The sequence below is a fragment of the Microbacterium sp. CGR2 genome, from assembly GCF_003626735.1.
Classification (GTDB): Bacteria; Actinomycetota; Actinomycetes; order Actinomycetales; family Microbacteriaceae; genus Microbacterium.
In genome coordinates, this window is record NZ_RBHX01000001.1 from 1,716,259 (window position 1) to 1,732,742 (window position 16,484).

Annotated in this window: 33 protein-coding genes; 4 read left to right on the forward strand and 29 right to left on the reverse strand. The window is 65.0% G+C overall.

Going from position 1 to position 16,484, the window contains the following annotated elements:
* Positions 1-40: 40 nt before the first annotated feature.
* The 29 genes from D7252_RS08595 to D7252_RS08730 all read right to left on the reverse strand — a co-directional run bounded on the left by D7252_RS08595 (position 41) and on the right by D7252_RS08730 (position 13,490).
* Positions 41-1,741, reverse strand: coding sequence for a hypothetical protein (locus D7252_RS08595; protein ID WP_120775007.1), 1,701 nt, complete (start codon positions 1,739-1,741; stop codon positions 41-43).
* A complete protein-coding gene (locus D7252_RS08600) occupies positions 1,738-1,992 on the reverse strand; it encodes an endonuclease domain-containing protein (protein WP_215110927.1) in 255 nt (84 codons plus the stop codon). Before D7252_RS08600 ends, D7252_RS08595 begins: the two co-directional genes overlap by 4 nt.
* 326 nt (positions 1,993-2,318) lie before the next feature.
* Complete coding sequence (locus D7252_RS08605; protein WP_120775008.1) at positions 2,319-2,816, reverse strand: hypothetical protein; 498 nt, start codon at positions 2,814-2,816, stop codon at positions 2,319-2,321.
* Positions 2,817-2,973: 157 nt separating this feature from the next.
* Positions 2,974-4,407 (reverse strand): DNA sulfur modification protein DndB, encoded by a 1,434-nt coding sequence (locus D7252_RS08610; RefSeq protein WP_120775009.1) that lies wholly within the window; start codon positions 4,405-4,407, stop codon positions 2,974-2,976.
* 290 nt (positions 4,408-4,697) lie between these two features.
* Positions 4,698-5,369, reverse strand: a complete 672-nt coding sequence (locus tag D7252_RS08615) for a hypothetical protein (protein ID WP_120775010.1) — start codon at positions 5,367-5,369, stop codon at positions 4,698-4,700.
* Positions 5,366-5,929, reverse strand: coding sequence for a 5' nucleotidase, NT5C type (locus D7252_RS08620; RefSeq protein ID WP_120775011.1), 564 nt, complete (start codon positions 5,927-5,929; stop codon positions 5,366-5,368). Before D7252_RS08620 ends, D7252_RS08615 begins: the two co-directional genes overlap by 4 nt.
* The gene (locus D7252_RS08625; RefSeq protein WP_120775012.1) at positions 5,929-6,525 is read right to left on the reverse strand and encodes a hypothetical protein; all 597 of its coding nucleotides are present in this window, start codon (positions 6,523-6,525) and stop codon (positions 5,929-5,931) included. Before D7252_RS08625 ends, D7252_RS08620 begins: the two co-directional genes overlap by 1 nt.
* Positions 6,525-6,689: a hypothetical protein gene (locus D7252_RS19995; protein ID WP_183055233.1), complete on the reverse strand. Its 165-nt coding sequence runs from the start codon at positions 6,687-6,689 to the stop codon at positions 6,525-6,527. Before D7252_RS19995 ends, D7252_RS08625 begins: the two co-directional genes overlap by 1 nt.
* Positions 6,686-6,910 (reverse strand): hypothetical protein, encoded by a 225-nt coding sequence (locus D7252_RS08630; protein ID WP_120775013.1) that lies wholly within the window; start codon positions 6,908-6,910, stop codon positions 6,686-6,688. The genes D7252_RS19995 and D7252_RS08630 overlap by 4 nt, the downstream gene beginning before the upstream one ends.
* On the reverse strand, positions 6,907-7,137 hold the full coding sequence (locus D7252_RS08635; protein ID WP_120775014.1) for a hypothetical protein: 231 nt from the start codon (positions 7,135-7,137) through the stop codon (positions 6,907-6,909). Before D7252_RS08635 ends, D7252_RS08630 begins: the two co-directional genes overlap by 4 nt.
* Complete coding sequence (locus tag D7252_RS08640; RefSeq protein ID WP_120775015.1) at positions 7,134-7,451, reverse strand: hypothetical protein; 318 nt, start codon at positions 7,449-7,451, stop codon at positions 7,134-7,136. The genes D7252_RS08635 and D7252_RS08640 overlap by 4 nt, the downstream gene beginning before the upstream one ends.
* Complete coding sequence (locus D7252_RS08645; protein ID WP_183055234.1) at positions 7,451-7,720, reverse strand: glutaredoxin domain-containing protein; 270 nt, start codon at positions 7,718-7,720, stop codon at positions 7,451-7,453. The genes D7252_RS08640 and D7252_RS08645 overlap by 1 nt, the downstream gene beginning before the upstream one ends.
* Entirely contained in the window at positions 7,717-8,001 is a 285-nt protein-coding gene (locus tag D7252_RS08650) for a hypothetical protein (protein WP_120775017.1), read from the reverse strand. The genes D7252_RS08645 and D7252_RS08650 overlap by 4 nt, the downstream gene beginning before the upstream one ends.
* Positions 7,998-8,267: a hypothetical protein gene (locus D7252_RS08655; protein WP_120775018.1), complete on the reverse strand. Its 270-nt coding sequence runs from the start codon at positions 8,265-8,267 to the stop codon at positions 7,998-8,000. Before D7252_RS08655 ends, D7252_RS08650 begins: the two co-directional genes overlap by 4 nt.
* The gene (locus tag D7252_RS08660) at positions 8,264-8,464 is read right to left on the reverse strand and encodes a hypothetical protein (RefSeq protein ID WP_120775019.1); all 201 of its coding nucleotides are present in this window, start codon (positions 8,462-8,464) and stop codon (positions 8,264-8,266) included. Before D7252_RS08660 ends, D7252_RS08655 begins: the two co-directional genes overlap by 4 nt.
* Positions 8,461-9,030, reverse strand: coding sequence for an exonuclease domain-containing protein (locus D7252_RS08665; protein ID WP_120775020.1), 570 nt, complete (start codon positions 9,028-9,030; stop codon positions 8,461-8,463). The genes D7252_RS08660 and D7252_RS08665 overlap by 4 nt, the downstream gene beginning before the upstream one ends.
* Positions 9,030-9,239, reverse strand: a complete 210-nt coding sequence (locus D7252_RS08670) for a hypothetical protein (protein WP_120775021.1) — start codon at positions 9,237-9,239, stop codon at positions 9,030-9,032. The genes D7252_RS08665 and D7252_RS08670 overlap by 1 nt, the downstream gene beginning before the upstream one ends.
* Positions 9,236-9,556, reverse strand: a complete 321-nt coding sequence (locus D7252_RS08675; RefSeq protein ID WP_120775022.1) for a hypothetical protein — start codon at positions 9,554-9,556, stop codon at positions 9,236-9,238. The genes D7252_RS08670 and D7252_RS08675 overlap by 4 nt, the downstream gene beginning before the upstream one ends.
* A complete protein-coding gene (locus D7252_RS08680) occupies positions 9,553-9,801 on the reverse strand; it encodes a hypothetical protein (RefSeq protein WP_120775023.1) in 249 nt (82 codons plus the stop codon). The genes D7252_RS08675 and D7252_RS08680 overlap by 4 nt, the downstream gene beginning before the upstream one ends.
* The gene (locus D7252_RS08685; RefSeq protein ID WP_120775024.1) at positions 9,798-10,046 is read right to left on the reverse strand and encodes a hypothetical protein; all 249 of its coding nucleotides are present in this window, start codon (positions 10,044-10,046) and stop codon (positions 9,798-9,800) included. Before D7252_RS08685 ends, D7252_RS08680 begins: the two co-directional genes overlap by 4 nt.
* The gene (locus D7252_RS08690; protein ID WP_120775025.1) at positions 10,043-10,246 is read right to left on the reverse strand and encodes a hypothetical protein; all 204 of its coding nucleotides are present in this window, start codon (positions 10,244-10,246) and stop codon (positions 10,043-10,045) included. Before D7252_RS08690 ends, D7252_RS08685 begins: the two co-directional genes overlap by 4 nt.
* The gene (locus tag D7252_RS08695; protein ID WP_120775026.1) at positions 10,243-10,503 is read right to left on the reverse strand and encodes a hypothetical protein; all 261 of its coding nucleotides are present in this window, start codon (positions 10,501-10,503) and stop codon (positions 10,243-10,245) included. The genes D7252_RS08690 and D7252_RS08695 overlap by 4 nt, the downstream gene beginning before the upstream one ends.
* Positions 10,500-10,790: a hypothetical protein gene (locus D7252_RS08700; RefSeq protein WP_120775027.1), complete on the reverse strand. Its 291-nt coding sequence runs from the start codon at positions 10,788-10,790 to the stop codon at positions 10,500-10,502. The genes D7252_RS08695 and D7252_RS08700 overlap by 4 nt, the downstream gene beginning before the upstream one ends.
* Positions 10,787-11,092 carry a hypothetical protein gene (locus D7252_RS08705; protein WP_120775028.1) on the reverse strand — a complete coding sequence of 102 codons (306 nt, stop codon included), beginning with the start codon at positions 11,090-11,092 and terminating at the stop codon, positions 10,787-10,789. Before D7252_RS08705 ends, D7252_RS08700 begins: the two co-directional genes overlap by 4 nt.
* Positions 11,089-11,814, reverse strand: a complete 726-nt coding sequence (locus D7252_RS08710; protein ID WP_120775029.1) for a hypothetical protein — start codon at positions 11,812-11,814, stop codon at positions 11,089-11,091. The genes D7252_RS08705 and D7252_RS08710 overlap by 4 nt, the downstream gene beginning before the upstream one ends.
* Positions 11,814-12,401: a hypothetical protein gene (locus D7252_RS08715; RefSeq protein ID WP_120775030.1), complete on the reverse strand. Its 588-nt coding sequence runs from the start codon at positions 12,399-12,401 to the stop codon at positions 11,814-11,816. Before D7252_RS08715 ends, D7252_RS08710 begins: the two co-directional genes overlap by 1 nt.
* Positions 12,398-12,691, reverse strand: coding sequence for a hypothetical protein (locus D7252_RS08720; protein WP_120775031.1), 294 nt, complete (start codon positions 12,689-12,691; stop codon positions 12,398-12,400). Before D7252_RS08720 ends, D7252_RS08715 begins: the two co-directional genes overlap by 4 nt.
* 254 nt (positions 12,692-12,945) lie before the next feature.
* Positions 12,946-13,146 carry a hypothetical protein gene (locus tag D7252_RS08725; protein ID WP_147406712.1) on the reverse strand — a complete coding sequence of 67 codons (201 nt, stop codon included), beginning with the start codon at positions 13,144-13,146 and terminating at the stop codon, positions 12,946-12,948.
* A gap of 47 nt (positions 13,147-13,193) precedes the next feature.
* On the reverse strand, positions 13,194-13,490 hold the full coding sequence (locus D7252_RS08730; protein WP_120775033.1) for a hypothetical protein: 297 nt from the start codon (positions 13,488-13,490) through the stop codon (positions 13,194-13,196).
* Positions 13,491-14,675: 1,185 nt separating this feature from the next.
* Here D7252_RS08730 and D7252_RS08740 point away from each other — a divergent pair.
* From D7252_RS08740 to D7252_RS20375, 4 genes are all read left to right on the forward strand, one after another.
* The gene (locus D7252_RS08740) at positions 14,676-15,101 is read left to right on the forward strand and encodes a hypothetical protein (protein WP_120775034.1); all 426 of its coding nucleotides are present in this window, start codon (positions 14,676-14,678) and stop codon (positions 15,099-15,101) included.
* Positions 15,098-15,226 carry a hypothetical protein gene (locus tag D7252_RS20370; protein ID WP_259461073.1) on the forward strand — a complete coding sequence of 43 codons (129 nt, stop codon included), beginning with the start codon at positions 15,098-15,100 and terminating at the stop codon, positions 15,224-15,226. Before D7252_RS08740 ends, D7252_RS20370 begins: the two co-directional genes overlap by 4 nt.
* Positions 15,223-15,759: a hypothetical protein gene (locus tag D7252_RS08745; protein WP_120775035.1), complete on the forward strand. Its 537-nt coding sequence runs from the start codon at positions 15,223-15,225 to the stop codon at positions 15,757-15,759. Before D7252_RS20370 ends, D7252_RS08745 begins: the two co-directional genes overlap by 4 nt.
* Before the next feature lie 571 nt (positions 15,760-16,330).
* The gene (locus tag D7252_RS20375) at positions 16,331-16,453 is read left to right on the forward strand and encodes a hypothetical protein (RefSeq protein WP_259461074.1); all 123 of its coding nucleotides are present in this window, start codon (positions 16,331-16,333) and stop codon (positions 16,451-16,453) included.
* Positions 16,454-16,484: the final 31 nt, after the last annotated feature.

Consider the following 16,484-nt stretch of genomic DNA (forward strand, 5'->3'; position numbering starts at 1 on the left):
AGCTCAACGTTAGGCGCGGATTAGGCGCTTAATTCTGGTCCTATACGGGCTGAACGCGCCGCGCGCGTCGCTGCTGGGTGAGTTCTCGGCCGAATTCACGAGCCGGCACCGCCTTGGAGTCAGCCTCTTCTTCGGGGATCAGCACCCGCAGCGAGGCGTACATGGCGGCGTCCGCCCGGTCTGGGGAGCCGCCCATCATGGTCTTCATTTTGTCCTTGGGGTCGATCTTGATCGCCCCGCTCACCAGCTTGTAGGTGATGAGCATCAGTTCGTCCCGGAGGAGGTTGTCCGCAGAATCGATGTCGAGGAGGCCGTCGCGCATGAGGTCGGCGAAGTGGTCGTGGATCTCGTCGCGCCAGATGCGCCAGCGAGAGATGTCACTCGAGGATCTGGAGCCGATGACGCGGATGACTTCGTACTTCCGATCGGCGAACTCCGGAGACCGCATGAGGTCAGTGGCTACGCCGGAGCCGACGGCGTTGCCGTCGATGCGGACTTCGGTGGCGCCGAGGTGCTTGGCGATCGCGTGGATCCGCCGCGCGTTCGTCAGCGTGTCCTCCTTCGACCAGACGCCGGTGGTCTCACGGGTCTCGGCGCCATCCTGGTACAGGATCGTGTCGGCGAAGAGGCGGAGGTGGCCGCCGCGGTTGACGTAGACGACGGACTCGTCATCACCGGTGGTCGCGATGTCGCAGCCGAGGATAACTGGCGTCTCGGGCTCGTACTCGATCTCCGTCTCGCGGGCCTTCGTGATGTGGTCCTCGGCGAAGAACGTGTTGTCGGCGTCGCCGGGGAACTCGCCCATCACCTTGGCGAGGAAGCGGCCGTTGGGTGTGCCACCCTCGCGCCGCATGTACTGGTCGTCGTCCGGGTGCTCCTCGTCAGGGATCAGGTCGCCGCCGACCTTCCACGCCCGCTCCTTGTGCGCGATCCAGAGCTTGCTCGTGAGGCCGGAGAGCATTCCCGCTTGCTTCGCTGGGTCGTCGGGGTAGACGATCTCCCCGGTCATCGTCGGCAGCTCGTAGGCGGTGATCGTGTGCAGGTTCCAGTCGGCGCCGGCGTCGGTGTTGAAGAGGTTGTAGAACGGGGTCGCGCGGTGGTCGGGGTTCCCGATACCAAGGATTCGAGAGTCGAGTCCTGTCATCACGGCCTCGGCCGCGGTGAACAGATCCTCCGGGAGGCCGCCCATCTCATCGAGCCCGACCAGCGTGCGGTACTTTCGCGTTCCCTGGAACGCGGAGACGATGTCGGTGTCGGCGGGGCGCTTGCCGATCGCGATCGCCTCCTTACCTGAACCGTCAGGCTTCTGGTAGTTCCATTCGAGTTGTTCGCTGATCCAGCCGATCGGGCGCTGCCCACCGCTCTCTTTCGCCTGGGTTGCCATGTAGCCGTAGGCGTCTTTCAGGTACTTGAAGATGACGGACTTGATCTGGTCGCGGCCGTTCGCTGAGAACAGCGCGAGGGACTCCTCGGGCGGGAAGGCAGTGACCCACCAAACGCCGAGGTCCGAGACGGCGAAAGACTTCCCGCAACCGTTGGCGCTCTTGATCGCGTTGCGGATCTTGCCGTTGGTCGGCGTCGCACACTCGACCATGATCCCGGCCATCTTCTCGTAATAGCGGCGTCCGAGAACGTCGGACGCCCATGCGAGATAGTCGTGCTGGTAGATGCGCTTCTTCGACTTCTGGACGAGTTCCTCCATCGCCAGGTCAAAGGAACGCGCGCTGATCGCAGAGGTCACGATGCGTTCTCCAGATAGGTGATCGCTGCGCGCAGAGTGTCGATGTCGTCCCCGAAGGCGCCGAGGCCCATGTTGCACGAGGTGCAGAGCACGCCTCGAACGCACTGTCCGCAGGCTGGTGAGACAGGGCAGCAGGCGTGGTCGTGGTCGATGGCGAAGTCCAAGCCTCCCGGCTCGTCACTCCCGCAGATGTCGCAGGTTACATCCGCCAGCAGCTCGACCAGGCGCTCATCGGAGATCCCGTACCGCATGGCGCGGCGGTGATGCTTAGCGCAGACGGTGCGGCCCCGTGCGCCGCGCTGACAGCGCGGCATTGCGCACGGGACGGTCACCTCGATTGCTTGCGGTGAGAGACCCCGCTTGGTCTGGTAGTAGTGCGTCGCGCAGAGGTCTGTGCTGTAGTGCGCACGGTCACAGCCCTCGAACGAGCAAGTTGCGCCAGACGGGCGCCGCGCGCGAATGTCACGGGTCTCGCCGTACAGCCGGAGATGTCGCAGGTGGGAGTGGCAAAAGCCGCTCCCCTTGCAGAAGCGCCCGCACGAGACGTGTGAGCAGACCGCGTCAGCGATGACCTGGCTCAATCCTCCACCGCTTTCTGTTCGATCACGGTCTGCGCGTGCCGCATCGCCTCGATGACGAGCTGGTCCCACAGGTCTGGGTCGACTTCCGAGCGCAGCGCGCCCTTCATGTAGGAGAGGCTTTGGTCGACGACCTGCCCGAGGACGCGCGCGACGTTCAAGTCGTACGTCTCGAGGTCAATCTTCGTGGCCTCGCGGCGCTTGTCGAGGCGAGCGCCGATCTCCTTGAGGAAGCGCAGCTGCACGAGTGCGTTGTCCAGGTCGAGGTACTTCTCTTCGAGTTGGGCGAGGATGTTGCGCAGCCGGTAGAGGACCAGCTCGTCCTGTTCGGCAGCATCAACCCACCGCTTCGAGGTGAGAAGCACCGTCTTCTGGGCTGCGACTCGTTCGGGAGTGATGACGCCGCCGAGCCGGCGGGAGATCTCCTCGGCGGATTCGGAATCGCAGTACCGGAGGATCGTCTGGTCGATCTTGCTCAGCACGACATCAGTGGACATCCCCCAAGTCTAGGGCGAATTACGTGCGTAAAGCGTGAACATCGTGTTATGCTCTACTCGTGTGATGGTGTGTCCCCGCCGGTGAACTGAAGGCCCCACCCCCATGATGCCGGATTGTTAACCCGGCGGAGGGGTGGGGCCTTCTGTTTGTCTCGGACTATTTCGTCTTGCCAGCCTTCGGCATTGAGGCCTCGAACTCGGCGTTCGCCGCCAGCAGTTGCTCCAACGCAGGATCGGCGAGGAGATCCGCATCGAGCGACTCTTGCTCGGCGGTCGGCGGCGCGGGGGGCGCATCCTTCGGTTCGGCCCACAGCCACGGTGCGCCCTTCTTGCCAAGGATCGCGGCGTCGACCAGCGTCTTGACGATCCCGCGGATGTCCTGGCCGCGCCCGTTCGGCGAGAAGGCGTTCACGCTGAATGCCTCGTTGGGCATGTTGTTGATCCAGATGGAGTTGAGGTGCGCGCCACCCAAGAGGTGAGGCTCGATCACCTTGAAGAAGTCCTTCACCTGCTCGCGGGTCCACTGGTGCTTCTCGCTCATCAGGTCGTGGTAGACGCCGGCGAGAACGCGCAGCATGGCGGGGGAGCCCAGGAGAGTGGTCGACCGCAGTGTCTCGACCGAGACTTGGCCGATCTTCATCGCCTCAAGCTGCGGGAACGTCTCGGACACGAGGTCGAGGAACGAGCGCGCATCCTCGGCGACCTTCTGATCACCGAGGATTCGCTCCTGCACCTTGCCGATTCGGCCTTCAAGCCCCACCTGCACGGCGCGGATGATGTCGGCGACGTGGCGTGCGGTGGCGTAGTCACTGCTGTTGCGCTTCAGGCGATCGTTTTCGAGGTCAACGCGCTTGTCGAGAAGGGGGTGCTCGAGCACGGTGGGCAGCGCACGGTTGACGACCTTGAAGCTGTCGAAGCGTGAGCGCACGGAGGCGGTGATGCCGAGCGCATTGTCTGCGATGTCGAAGAACATCTGACGGTACTCACGGGTGTCGTCGGTCACCTGTAGTTCGACGGAGACGCGCTCTGAGCTGAAGCGATCCTCGAGTGATCGGGCGGCGCGCAGGGCGGCCTCGGCTTCGCGGACGGCCGACGAGGTCTTGTCTCCGTGCTCGGCGCGCATGGCCCGTGCTCGGAAGTCCTGCGCCTTCTCGATTTGCTGGGCGATCAGCTGTAGTGCGATATGGAAGCCGAGGATACGGTGTTGGCCGTCAAGGATCTGAATCTTTGAGGCGGAGCGCTTCGGGTAGGACATGACGCCCCACTGCGCGAAGCCGTCCGAGGGCTCCATCTCGGAATCGAACTTGAAGATGGAGGGTGCCCGCAGGATGATGCCGGGAATGACCCAGCTCTCGCGCGAGAGGTAGTAGTCGGCGAAGGCCTTCGCGTGGTTCTCCCGGATGGCGCGGTTGCCAGGGTTCGGGACGCTCGGATCCGGGCGCGGAACCATGTTGACGATCTGTGCGGGGGACAGCGAAAGCCCGAAGACCGTGCGCCCACCCTGCTTATAGCGGGTCGCGTACGTCTGCTCTTCGGTCGCGATCCCAGCGACAACGCGGTCGCGTGTCGGTTCAGTAACGGTTTTGGCCACGAGAGGTCCCCTTCAATAGTGACGTGAATATGTACTTTACGCTCTAATTTGGGGGCGGCGCAACAACGCGCGGGGGAGAGCTGACTTCAATGTCGGAGGGCTCCGCCTATGCTTCTGAGCATTCGAAGAAATGTTCTAATGAGGACCGACGGAGGGGTTGGCCAGTGAAGACCGAGACAGTCAAATTCAAAGAGTTCGATGGAGGAAGGTCCGTGGAGATGCAGAGCGCCCCCGACTTCGTGTTCGTCGAAGCCGGGGGCCACTGCTACGCGTTCGATCGCGCACTGTTCCTACATGGAGTGTCGAAGCTCCTCGGGATCTCCGTCATCCTCGAACGCGACGTCGAAGGGGACTTTGCGCTCCCCTGACCGGTGACCGGCGATGACGTCCGCCTTCGCCTCCAGCTCGGCCAGCGTGCCGTCATTCAGGAGGGTCGAGTGGAAGTCGTCCGCCGACACTGAGTTCTCGCTGGCGTGCGCCGCGGTTCCAGCTGTGGGGGCATGGACACCTGGACGCTCGATCCAGAGGGCCTGACCACCGAGCTGCGCGATCATCCTGACTTCGTTGGGGAAGCGGATGCCGGTCACCACGACAGGGTGGCCGGCGGCGCGGTGATCGTCGATCTTCCGGGCCATGATCTGCACCCAGACGTTCTCGCCGATCATGTTGCGGCCGACCTCCGTCCCGAGCTGCTGCAGCAAGCGCCGCACCTCGGGAATCTTCTTCGCCTCTACGTACCCGACCTCCGCGATCAGCTCGGAGTATCTAGCGAATTCCACCTCGGTGTCGTAAACGTTCCCGTAAGCCTCGACGATCGGGTCGATCGCGAGCATGGCCTCGTGGAGTGCGTCCGACATCCCGAGCTTGACGTATCCGTGCTTGTCGACCAGGCGATCGGCGAATGCGTCCTTGCCGGAGCGGAGGCGACCGCCGAGACCAATGAGGGGTTGCGAGAGGTTCATGCGGGCACCCCCAGCCCGTCGATGAGGAGGGGCATCTCCGCCCAGTCGTGGAGCCGTGCGCGATCGGTGACGTGCCTGTTGTAGGCATAGTCGCCGAAGACGATGTGCTTCCAGGTCGGCTCCATCGAGCCACTGATCTTGGGCTTGTCGTCGATGAGGAAGTCGCCGTGCACGATCGTCTTGTCGTTGGTCAGCACGAGGCGGGAGGCCCAGTGCGAGCCGTAGTGGCGCATGATCCACGCGAGCTTGTCGCTCGCGCACGTCGGGTTCGAGATGTACGGGCTCGAGACGATCCGCACGTCGTGGCCGGCCTTGACGGCAGCCTTCAGCGCCTCTCGGGCGCCGGGGATCGGCTCCAGCCGGCTATAGAAGCCCGGCTTGGTCATGATCTGTTCGATGAGCACCTTCTCGGCATCAGTGCGGCCGAAAGTGAGATCCCACTGCGCCTGGAAGGCGGTTCGCGGGATGTTTGCTGCGGCGTCGCCGGCCAGATCGAGGCAGCGGTCGAACTCGTCACCCCAGTGGGCGATGACCGCGTCCATGTCGACGAGAATGCGCATCAGAACTCCCGTCCGTAGTCGATGCCAGTGACGCGGAGCTTCTTGCCCAACAGCCACGACCGGGCCTCGGGAATTCCCGCGTAGCTCGCGACCTCTGGGCGCAGGTAGGCGAGCGTCAGGTGCGGCTTGTACTCGGCGAACGAATCGACGTGCGGCAGGATGCTGAGCGCCGCGTTCATCTCTGCCAGCTCGTCACCGCCGAGGCGTGCCACGAGGCAGCCGTAGGGGAGGTCGGCGTAGGGGGACTCGAAAACCTCGATATCGACAACCTCGACCGACACCTCACGCGGCCATCCGATCAGCTCGTTGATGACGTCCTTGCGCTGATGCGATGGCGTAAGCAGTCCGTACTTTGCGGTGACGTGAGCGCTGGCCTCGGCCACGGGGCCCTGGACCCAGTGTCGCCAGTCGCCGTCCGGCGCGTAGACATAGTCGCTCTCAATGATCCGTACACCCCAGGACTGCCTATCGAGCTGCTCGCGAACGTCGAGCGGATCGAACGTCAGTCCAACGAATCCGAGCCGCTTCATCTCGACGCCGGCGGCGTCGAGAATGTCATCGCGTCCGATGAACTGGTTCTTGTCTGCGGCAGCCATCAGCTCGCCTTCCTGAGCGCGACCGGATCCACGATGCGGGTGTCGAGCCCAACCTGGATGATGGCCTGGCTCGCGGCCAGGCCATTCGGGGCGCCGAGGTACTTCACGAAGGTGGCGCGAGTGGGGCCGGCGAAGACGGTGTCTCCGGGCTTGAAGTCGTTCATGAGTTTCTCCTTATCGAAGTTGAGGTGCTGTCGTCGGGGGCGCCGGTGATGGTTGCGGCCTCGACGGCCTCGAGCACGATCGTCCGGCCGTCGTCGAGGCGGTACGCGCGCCATTCGACGTTCGGGTCGCGGTCGATGAGCTTCCCGAGTGGGAACCGCCAGCGCTCGTCCGGCTTGACGAGACCGACGTGGCTGCCGGGGTTGAGGGCGACGGTGGTCATGCCGGCTCCATCACTCGCTCGACGGGCATGAATGCCGTCAGCTTCTCGACAGGGAACGTGCGGATCATCCCGGTGAGCCCGGAGGTGACGGTGGCGTACGCGACGTCGTCCGCGGCCTGCTGGAAGCTCAGGATCTTCCAGGTCGTCTTCTGCGTGAGATCCGCGGCCGGGCCGACGAACACGGTGTCGCCGACCCGGTGTCCATGCGAGATGGCGATCGCGCTCATTCGGTGCGCTCCCAGATCTTCGGCCATTCGAAGCGGTGCGAGCGCAGGCCCCGGTCGGTGCCGAGGATGCGCGCGATGCCCGGCCGGCGGATCTCGACCGACGCGACCTTGTCGATGTCATGGCCGAGCGCCTCGATTAGCGCCTTAATCCGCTCGCCGGGCGTGGCCTCCTCGATGATCGCATCGGCGATCTCGACCGCGCCGGGCTCGATCGAGACGGGGGGCGCAGCCTCGCCGACGGGCACCGCGGGCTCGGTAAGCACCGCGAGCAGCGCTTCGTCGGCTTGCGGCTTGGTGTTCTTGGCGGATGCCATCAGTTCTCCTCGTTGTTGAGCGCGGCCTGCTCGGCCGCGAGTTCGCGTTGGATGGTGGGGAATTCGGCGATCGTGCGGAGCTTGCCCTTCCAGCCGAAGACTGGCGCCCGCTCCATGCCGGCGTCCTTCAAGCGCTGCGCAGCCGCCTCGTCCTCCTCGACGTTCACCACGGTGTACGGAAGGGCGGCGGCGTCGAGGCGCTTCATCACCGTGTTGCAGGTGGCGCAGATCGTGGTCTTGTAGATCTTGAGCTTGTTCGCCACAGTCACAGCTCCAGGCCAGACGGTCGCGTGGGCAGCTCCAGGGTCTGCGCGGTAGAGCCGAAGCGTGCCTCAAGCTCCAGCACCTTCGCGCTCACTTCCCGCAGAACCTTCACGAGATCCGCGAGGCGGAACATCCCGAGCACGCGCTCCTCGCCGTCCTCGGGGTCGATGTACTGCAGCTGCACCTCGACGATGTCCCTGTTGCCGGGGCGGGGCTCGGCAAAGAGCACGCGCCTGTCCTCGGGGAGGAAATCGTCTTGGCCGGTGGCCTCGAGCTTGATGGTCATTTGTGGTCTCGCTTTCTGCGCCAGAGGGGGCGCCGTGTGGCTTGGATCGCGGCGTGCTGCGCCGCAGGGAGTGGGGGAGTGAGCGCGGCGGCGATGTCTCGGCCGTCGAACTCGCCGAGCGTCACCCAGCGATCGTCCTCGCCGTCGAAGTCATCGGTGTAGGTGTGGCTGATGCGGACGGTGCTCGTGTGAGCGCTGAACGCGATGGCTAGGGAGTTGCGGCCATCGCGCGACTCGAGCGTCAGTGTCTGTTCGAGCGCGGTCATGCAAACGCTCCCGGCGTCGGGCCGTTGTGGTGGCTGATGAACGCCAGCACACCGAAGAGGACGAACAGGGCAACAAGCGTCCAGTAGGTCACCGCATGGATGCCGGAGAACGGCAGCCGCATGATCGCGCCGAGTGCAGCCTGCCCGAGCGCCATCAGGCCCACGGTGAAGCTGGCGAGGATCAGCACGCCGGTCACAGCGAGGCCGCCATCACGAGTCGGAAGTTCCGCGCGTACTGGATCGACCACTCGATGTCGGATGCCGCGCGGTGCGCCTGGTCCGTGTCCGGTACGTCGAAACGGGCGACCTGCTCGGGGACCAGCGGCAGCGACGCCACCGTCTCCTGCAGCGTCCGCACGTCGAAGTTCCGGTAGTGGACCATGTCGTCGACCTGTGACGTCTTGCGAGCGAGCATCCGGCGGTCAAACTCGACGCTGCTCCCGAAGAGGTAGGGTTTCTCGCCGAGCGGAACGCGGTTGTTGACTGCGATCTGCATGTCGGCGACTACCGAATGGAGCGAGCGGCGGGGCCCGCCGGGTCGGATGGCGTCGAGGAGCAGCCCGTTCTGCTCGTGCATCTCGTATGCGAAAGGGCTCCGCTCGAGCAGCGCGATGACGTCATCTCTCTTGTTCGCGATGACGGCCGACTGGATCGGCACGATCTCCTCGAGATCGGGGCCGAGCAGACCCCACGCCACCTCGAGGATCAGATCATCATCGATGAGCCCGGTGGTCTCGATGTCTACAGGCAGGAAGTAGGTCATTAGCTCGTCCTCTCAAAGGCTTCCGGGTCGACGATGGGCGGCGGTGGCCACGCGCCTTCCGTGGCGACGCCACCGTTCCACCAGCGTGACTTCATCTCCTGACCTGCGGGCGTGATCGGGAGGTCGTTGAAGATCGGGCCGACGTAGTGGGGGATCCGGCTGAAAGCCAGCCCCGTGAGGATGCCGGCGATGAACGCGAGGGTCTTCATTCGTCGCCCTCCTTCACGAAATCCGGGTGCGTCGGGCACTCAGGGGTGCACGTCGCGTGTATCGGGGCGTCGATGTCGACCGAGTACAGCCAGTCGAGAAACTTGCCGCGCAGCTGTGCCTCGTTCAGGCGGCTCGCCTGGGTGGTGAGCGCCTCGGCATTCTCGGAACGCTGGATGCCGATGTCGGGCCTGGTGTTGTTCGGCCAGCGACGCAGGAAGTCTTCCTCGTCGGGCACCCACTTGCCGTGCTCGTCCTGCTTCACGGCACGCTTGGTGGCGTTCAGGATGAACATGGTCGGTGCGGTTGCGGTGGTCATGCCGATACCTCCGGTTCGATCTCGATGGCGGGAAGGATGGCGTCCGGCTCCGAGATCTCGGCCTCCAGGACGGGGATGAACTGGTCGAAGATCGCCATGGGGATCTTCAGGTTCACCTTGACGGCGATCTGGCCGGACTCGAGCGCCGGCTTCCTGACCTTCATGGCGGCCACGCGGGGTGGCTTCCACGTATGCGAGTGCGGCTCGAGGATGAGGTAGACGGAGGTGGTGCGAGTGTCTCTCATCGCGTGCCCCTCTCCCGGATGGTCCAGCCGTTCTCCGCGATCGCGGCCTCGAGGGCTGCCACGGCGGTCGCAAATGTGGCGCCGTGACGGGTCATCTCCACGCGCTCACCGGTGGAGAGGTAGCCGTCCAGGGTCGCGGTCCACTGGTACGTGACCATAGGCTCTGCGCTGGAGAGGCCCGTCTCCTCATCCAGCACGTCCTCGGTCGCGTTGATCGAGCGGCGAGTGACGTACGGAGCGGTCATGCTCGGTACCCCCGCGAGTCAGTCTCGCCCGGAGCGGTCGCTCGAATGGTGATCCAGCTGCCCCAGAGAGGGCCCTGGCTGGCTACGTACGCCTCGGCGTCATCCACGGACGCGAACGGGCCGATGTAGCGCGGCAGCTGGTCGCTGTGGCCGGAGTCCCGACCCAGCTCGGCCTCGATGAAGAACGGCTTGTCGGTCATTTCGATCCCCTGCCGAAGATGACGCTCAGGATCAGGAGTGTCGGCAGGATGAGCCCGAGGACGTTGGACAGCGTCGCCGGGTGACCGTTCGCCAGTTCCACGATGCTCGAGGCGAGCCAGACGAGCGCCACGAGAGCGCAGAGCCCAGCCGCGAGAGCGAGGGCCACGATCACTGCCCCCAGGCCGACGAGCGACCAGTCGAAGGGCCGGCGGCGCGTCTGCCTGGACGCGAGCCGCTGTGCAACGGTGGGACTCATCGCGCCACCGGGCCGCGCTGGGCGTTCGGCATCTGCGGGCCGCCGGTCTTGGCGACTCGCGCCGTGTGGCCGGTTTGCATGTGCGTGAGGCGCGGCGCGTCGAAGACGGCCTCGATGACCTGCTTGCGCTCGGTGTCATACGTCTCGAGGCAGACCCGCTCGCAGGCGTGCTGGAAGAACGACACCGAGGTGGCGACACCTTCGAAGCCGGTCTGCTTGTCGATGTAGCGCTCGCCCGTGATGATGTCGCTCTCGTAGGCGTGCTTCCTGCGTGCTCCGATGGTCATACTGCGCTCTCCTCTGCTTCTGCGCTCAGGAGCGCGGTGATGGTGGTGGGGTCTTCGGTGACGGCGGACAGGAGTTCGATCAGGTCGCCGAGGAAGGCCCCGATCCCGTCGTTCGGCGCGGCGTTGCTCAGTGTGACGCTGACCTCCACCTCGGTCTCCGCCTCGTTCATGTCGATGTCGATCAGGATCCGCATGGGGCCGGTCGGGCCGAAAGCGACCGTGCGCAGCTCGCCGGTGGAGCCGCCTGGCGGGAAGTTCTTGATCTGGATGTTGACGGCATCCGGGCTGGTCTCATCGGTCACTTCTTGCCCTCCGACTTCTTCTTGGCGGGCTTCTTCGGGACTGGCTCCGGGGTCGTCCCCTTGATGTCGTCGATGCGGATGCGACCATCGTCGAAGATGCTCGCGAAGACGGCGGCGCCTCCGGCCGCCGGGTCGAAGCCGATGCGCGGGTAGTAGAACGAGAGCTGCTGCGCCGGGGCGAGCCCGGCGACCTTCTTCTCGGTGGCCTCTCGCTCGTCGGCTGCCTTCTTCTCTGCGCGGACCTCGAGCGCGGTCTGGATGTCGGCCCAGAAGCGGTCGGTGTCGTGACCCAGCGTGACCTGTTCGATGTCGCCGCGCTTCGTGACCTTGGGGTAGCCGTGACGCTCGTACCCCTTGATCTCGAGGGCGTTGAGCAGGGCGGCGATCGTGTTGCGGCGGGCCAGATCTGCGGCGGTGCGCAGTTCTGCAGCCCAGCGCTCGGCGTCCGTGCTCGAAGCGTCCTTCGGGGCGGTCCAGTACGTCGTGAGCAGGGGGCCATGCGTGCCAACAGATGCGGGACCGGGGCTGGAGGTGAAGCCGGCCTTCCGAAGAGTGGTCTCCGCACGCTGCTTATCCCACTCGAGCTGTTCGATGCGGTCGCGCTGCTGCTCGACGCGGACTTCGTGGGATGAGACGCGCGATTCCGCGGCTTCGCGGTCGCTCTCCGAGCGCTCCAGCGCCTCGCGGAGCTGGCGGCGCGTCCTGGGGGTGGGGGTCGCCATCAGAACTTCCTTCCGTGCTTGTGGGCACGCGTGGCGTTGTACGCGAGCTTCTCGAAGATGATCGAGGCTAGGTCGAAGCCCGCCTCGTGGGCGAAGTCGAAGGAGCGGATCACGATGTCGGCGATCTCGGAGGGGACGCCCTCCGGCTTGCCGATCGCGTCGTCCAGGACGTCGGGCTTCTCGCCGGCTGCCCAGGCGTAGGTGTCGCCGTTGACCTTCGCGGAGTACCAGGTCTCGTCGGAGCGGCGGCCGTTGCGGAGCTCCTCGATCGCTTCGGCAGCCTCGGTGACGATGAGGGCGAGGCGGGCGGTCTGGTAGTTGCGGAGGATCGCCTCCCAGTTCTCCTCTGGATCAGGCTTGCCATCCGGGCCCTCGGACAGACCGCCCGCGCGGTTGATGGAGCGGACGGCGTCGAGCTGGTCGCGGATCTTCAGACCCTCCTCGTGGAAGCCCTTGGCGGCGTTCGCTTCGCCGATGCGCTTCTGGATGTCGCGGAGTACGTTCTGCACGAGGTCCGGCGGGAAGTGAAACTCGCGCTTGTGGACGATGCCGGCGGGGTCATAGCCCACCCCAGTGAAGCCGCTCACGCGGGGGCCTCCGTCGGGATCTCGACCTTGCTGAGGACGGGGAGGGCGCCGAGGTGAAGGAGCACCGTCCGCTCGACGTACTCGCCGATGGTCTTGGCGTACTGGGCGGGGTCGGCACCGTGCGGGTGGTCGAGCTTCGACCCGTAGGTGACGTCCTTCTCGCCTTCGGTCTCGAAGTCGAGTCGGATGCTCGTCGACCTCTTGGGCGGTTCGACCGGTGCCGGCGGCGTCTCGGGCGTGATCTCCGTGCCGTCGGCGAGATCGGGCTGGGTGAGCGTGGGGTCAGTCATGAATGGTGCTCCCTTGTCTGTGCGTGGGTGTGGTCTGCGCCAAAACTTAGGCGTGTAATTCACCATACATGATGTTTAAGGGCGTGGGAAGAGTCCCACGAAAAGTTCCTCAGAGACGCGAGATGCCCCTCGGGCGGGAGGGGCGCCGAGGGGCTCGAGCGGACCACTCGCTCGCTGTCCTTTGTTGCCGAGGGGCGTTGGGACACGTCCAGCCTACGGGTGGATCTGGGCCTTAATTTGGGCGGGGGAGCCGCTCACTCGGCCGGTGCGTCGGTGCGGTACATCCGCGAGGCGGCGGTGGCCATGATGCCGAGGGCGTCGCCGATCTCGGCCCACGTCATGCCGGCCTGGCGGGCGGCGTGGATCGCTGCCCAGCGGGTGCGCCGGTAGTTCTCGGCGCGGAGCGCGATCAGGCGCTGCTCGGCGGCGGCTCGGGACGGGCTCTCGTTGGACATGATGTTCATCATAGGGTGAAACGGGCGGCCTGGGAAAGCCCGATGCGTCAGCCGCGGAACGACAAGGGCTGTGCGTCGCGGCGTGCGCGGTCCCGCTCGCGTGATGCGTGAACCTCGAGCGCGTCGAACGTCCGGCTGCCGACCTCCTTGGCGTGCAACGACAGCAGCCAAGCGGTGAGGGCGAGGCTGATGAGTCCGGCGCCGATCGAAAGCCCGAGGATGTTGGCGGCGGCCGTCTGCGACGTTTCGAGGAAGGATCCGCGCGGCCAGCTGAGCGCGGAGACGAGGAGGAAGACCAGGCCGAGCAGGAGCGAGGTCAGCGAGACGATGGCGAGCGGCTTCATGGGCCCGAGTGTAGCGGTCGACCGGCATCCTGCGCGCCCGGCGGTCGATAACCTTATCGCCGGCGCCGCAGCTCCGCCAGTTCCGCCGCTGATGGAAGGCAAAAATTTCTGGAACGCAGTGAAAGTGGGACGTTTCCCACCAGGAAACGGCTGAACAGCACCAAATTTGTACGGTGGCAGCCCAACCCAGGTCACGCGCCCCGCCCGCTGCACAATCCGTCACCTTTGCCGCGTGCTTCCAATGCGTCGCGCCGCCCGTTCACCCGCGACGCGGCCCCGCGCCCCGCTGTGCGCGCCGTTGCGCCCCGCCTTGGGCTATCGCATGCCCTAGGTGTGCGGGTGTGTTGTGCGTGGCGTGGAGCGCGTGCCCTGCCCTGGCATGGGGGATGGGTGCCCCTGCCTACTGGCCTCGCATGCGCCAATGTAACGGATGGGTAACGGTCTCGTTTTTAGGTCTTTATCGCGATTAACGTAATGTTCAACACCTTGGTACGGATGCCGGGGTTGGACGAATGGGATCGCATCATGGCTAACACCTTCACCCTTACCGATACTGAACTCGCATGCGGCGTCACTCTCGGCGCCGTGCACGCGGCGCGGGACCGTGGCCTAGTGCGGGATGAGCGTTCTGTCTTCGTCGCAGAGCGCCACCAGGCTCCCGCTGTGGCAGGTGCAGCCGCACGCATGGCCCTTGGTGGCCCTGTGGAGTTTTCACACCTGGCCTACGGATGCCCGGTCTACCGTCTGGTGCGTGCCTGATGCGCCGCTACGCGGTGCGCGTGCTGTCCTATGGCCGATGGGGATGGGAGCAGGGACCGGCGCTCACGCTGACAGAGGCTGCAGCACAGGCCGCGCGCTTGCTCGCCCTCCCGCATGTGACCGCTACCAAGGTCGAATCGATCTACTAGCCCGCCATGCGCTACCGCATCGAAGTCCACTTCGGGCGGGGCTGGGAGTGGTACGGCTCCGACGATCAGCAACTCAGGGCCTGCCGCGTGGCTAAGGGGATAGCCGAGTCAGGCTTCCCCGCCCGTGTCCTCGACACCCACGATTCCGACCGCATTATCTACGCACGATAGCGCGCCATTGTCCCGCCTGCCGGATACTCACGGCAACCACACCGGGCACCCGGCAGGCGGGGCTGTAGTTCGCAGTACACACATGTTCACAACCATTGGAGACACCATGAGCACCTTCGAATTCGACTCCACCTATTCTGCGCTCACCGGCGAGAACGTCGGCGGCGTCTACATTCCCACCGTTGAGCACAGCGACACCGCAGACATTCTCATCGACGGCGTCGGCCTGGTAGACGGCCCCGGCCCGCTGGGAGAGTGGAGCGCCCTCACCGGCTACACCGGCCAGCATGGCTACCGCGGCGCTGTGATGCACCCCTCAGAGACCGCCGACGATGACACGATCCGGGAATGGGTACGTGACGCCGGGGGGGACGTGTTCGCGATTGTGGAGGTCCGCGAGGACGACGGCTCGTTCCCGGACGGTGACCCCATCGGATGGGCGATCATCTACTGCGTCGCCGACCCCCACACCGACCCCGCGCACCCGCGATGCTCATTCGACTGCCCCGCGCCCATGATGGTCCCGGCATGACCCCTCAGACCCGCCTACGCCCCCGCTGGCCGGACATCGCCGCCGCGCTCGCTGTCGCCGCGTTCGCCGTCGCCCTGCCCCTCACCCTCCTCACACTCGCCGCCGCCGAAAGGATCGCCCCATGAGCACCAACAGCCTCACCTACGCACAAGCCACCGGCATCACGTCCGACGCACAGCGCAACCGGATCGCCGCCGACCACGCCCGCTATCAGCAGGCCTTGAAGGCGGCGTCGCGGGCCGTTCTCGACGGGTATGACGCCCTGGCCGTTCTCGACGGGTATGACGCCCTGGCCGCTCACGCCTATGAATCGGCGCGCAGGGTCGCTCACGTCGCCTCGACGCACGGCAACCCCGGCCCACTGATCGACCAACTCGAACGGGCCTACGCCGACGACAGCGAGGACGAGGGCGCGCTCATGGCTGTCTGGGCTCGCGTGCGTCGCCGCCTACCTGGCAGTGACGGCGCTCCGCGCCTGGCTGATGCTGTGAGCCTCACTGCCGAAGATCACAGATCTAAAGCGGGGGAGTCAGACCGTCGAGCGCTGCGCGCGCACTCACCCGCCGAAAGTCGTGCACTGCGACGGGAAGCACGCGAACACCGTCTGTCGGCTCTGCTGGCTGAGTATCACCTGTCAGACAGCCCGACCCGAGTTTAAGACGCAAATCTTGAGGTATCACACGCACGCACGTCGCGAGGTTGAGCGGACAGCCGCGAGCCACCTGGAGAGAGTTATCCACAGCCCTTTTCACACCGCCTTTCCCGCAAGTTTGCACACACCTCCCTAGACCCCTCTACATATCTACTCTTCAACAGTATGAATGTAGTAGTAGAGGTTTGTGTGTGTAGAGCGTTGAACCCCTCTCCCTTGAAACCATTGGGATCGCGAGGCTCTCAGGAACCTCCCAGCCTTACACATACCCGTTTTTTACACATTCACGCCTCAACATTCAACACGTAGTGCCGACACAGCCTATCTGCAAATTGTTGAGGCTAACAGTCCAAATGTAGAAATGGCGTGAAGCTCATGTGTAAGAAAACGTGAATGTGTACTTCGGCGCGAATATGTAGCAGCATCTGGCGCGACATCGCCAGCCGACTTATCCACAGCCCTTCGTTACCCAACCGTGACCGAAAACAAGCGGCTAACTGTTGAACATCTAGTTCAACATCGCTACTGTTGAACTACTGGGCAACGAAGCCACCCCCACACGAAACGGAGAATGACCATGGCACGACAGGACCCGAAGCGGACCGCGCAGAGCAAGCAGCAGACCATCGCCCGCCGTCAGGCTCGCGCCGTTCGTGAGCGCCAGACGTTCCGCACCACGGCCTCCGGCCGCGCTCGCTGATCCTCCCGGTTTAGCCCCTAAATTCTCTCCA

Coding starts and splice junctions, on each gene's coding strand:
- D7252_RS08600 (WP_215110927.1), bottom strand. CDS start 1,992: ATGCGGTACGGGATCTCCGATGAGCGCCTGGTCGAGCTGCTGGCGGAT.
- D7252_RS08605 (WP_120775008.1), bottom strand. CDS start 2,816: ATGTCCACTGATGTCGTGCTGAGCAAGATCGACCAGACGATCCTCCGG.
- D7252_RS08615 (WP_120775010.1), bottom strand. CDS start 5,369: ATGAACCTCTCGCAACCCCTCATTGGTCTCGGCGGTCGCCTCCGCTCC.
- D7252_RS08620 (WP_120775011.1), bottom strand. CDS start 5,929: ATGCGCATTCTCGTCGACATGGACGCGGTCATCGCCCACTGGGGTGAC.
- D7252_RS08625 (WP_120775012.1), bottom strand. CDS start 6,525: ATGGCTGCCGCAGACAAGAACCAGTTCATCGGACGCGATGACATTCTC.
- D7252_RS19995 (WP_183055233.1), bottom strand. CDS start 6,689: ATGAACGACTTCAAGCCCGGAGACACCGTCTTCGCCGGCCCCACTCGC.
- D7252_RS08630 (WP_120775013.1), bottom strand. CDS start 6,910: ATGACCACCGTCGCCCTCAACCCCGGCAGCCACGTCGGTCTCGTCAAG.
- D7252_RS08635 (WP_120775014.1), bottom strand. CDS start 7,137: ATGAGCGCGATCGCCATCTCGCATGGACACCGGGTCGGCGACACCGTG.
- D7252_RS08640 (WP_120775015.1), bottom strand. CDS start 7,451: ATGGCATCCGCCAAGAACACCAAGCCGCAAGCCGACGAAGCGCTGCTC.
- D7252_RS08650 (WP_120775017.1), bottom strand. CDS start 8,001: ATGACCATCAAGCTCGAGGCCACCGGCCAAGACGATTTCCTCCCCGAG.
- D7252_RS08655 (WP_120775018.1), bottom strand. CDS start 8,267: ATGACCGCGCTCGAACAGACACTGACGCTCGAGTCGCGCGATGGCCGC.
- D7252_RS08665 (WP_120775020.1), bottom strand. CDS start 9,030: ATGACCTACTTCCTGCCTGTAGACATCGAGACCACCGGGCTCATCGAT.
- D7252_RS08670 (WP_120775021.1), bottom strand. CDS start 9,239: ATGAAGACCCTCGCGTTCATCGCCGGCATCCTCACGGGGCTGGCTTTC.
- D7252_RS08675 (WP_120775022.1), bottom strand. CDS start 9,556: ATGACCACCGCAACCGCACCGACCATGTTCATCCTGAACGCCACCAAG.
- D7252_RS08680 (WP_120775023.1), bottom strand. CDS start 9,801: ATGAGAGACACTCGCACCACCTCCGTCTACCTCATCCTCGAGCCGCAC.
- D7252_RS08685 (WP_120775024.1), bottom strand. CDS start 10,046: ATGACCGCTCCGTACGTCACTCGCCGCTCGATCAACGCGACCGAGGAC.
- D7252_RS08690 (WP_120775025.1), bottom strand. CDS start 10,246: ATGACCGACAAGCCGTTCTTCATCGAGGCCGAGCTGGGTCGGGACTCC.
- D7252_RS08695 (WP_120775026.1), bottom strand. CDS start 10,503: ATGAGTCCCACCGTTGCACAGCGGCTCGCGTCCAGGCAGACGCGCCGC.
- D7252_RS08700 (WP_120775027.1), bottom strand. CDS start 10,790: ATGACCATCGGAGCACGCAGGAAGCACGCCTACGAGAGCGACATCATC.
- D7252_RS08710 (WP_120775029.1), bottom strand. CDS start 11,814: ATGGCGACCCCCACCCCCAGGACGCGCCGCCAGCTCCGCGAGGCGCTG.
- D7252_RS08720 (WP_120775031.1), bottom strand. CDS start 12,691: ATGACTGACCCCACGCTCACCCAGCCCGATCTCGCCGACGGCACGGAG.
- D7252_RS08725 (WP_147406712.1), bottom strand. CDS start 13,146: ATGTCCAACGAGAGCCCGTCCCGAGCCGCCGCCGAGCAGCGCCTGATC.
- D7252_RS08730 (WP_120775033.1), bottom strand. CDS start 13,490: ATGAAGCCGCTCGCCATCGTCTCGCTGACCTCGCTCCTGCTCGGCCTG.
- D7252_RS08740 (WP_120775034.1), top strand. CDS start 14,676: ATGAGCACCTTCGAATTCGACTCCACCTATTCTGCGCTCACCGGCGAG.
- D7252_RS20370 (WP_259461073.1), top strand. CDS start 15,098: ATGACCCCTCAGACCCGCCTACGCCCCCGCTGGCCGGACATCGCCGCC.
- D7252_RS08745 (WP_120775035.1), top strand. CDS start 15,223: ATGAGCACCAACAGCCTCACCTACGCACAAGCCACCGGCATCACGTCC.
- D7252_RS20375 (WP_259461074.1), top strand. CDS start 16,331: ATGGCACGACAGGACCCGAAGCGGACCGCGCAGAGCAAGCAGCAGACC.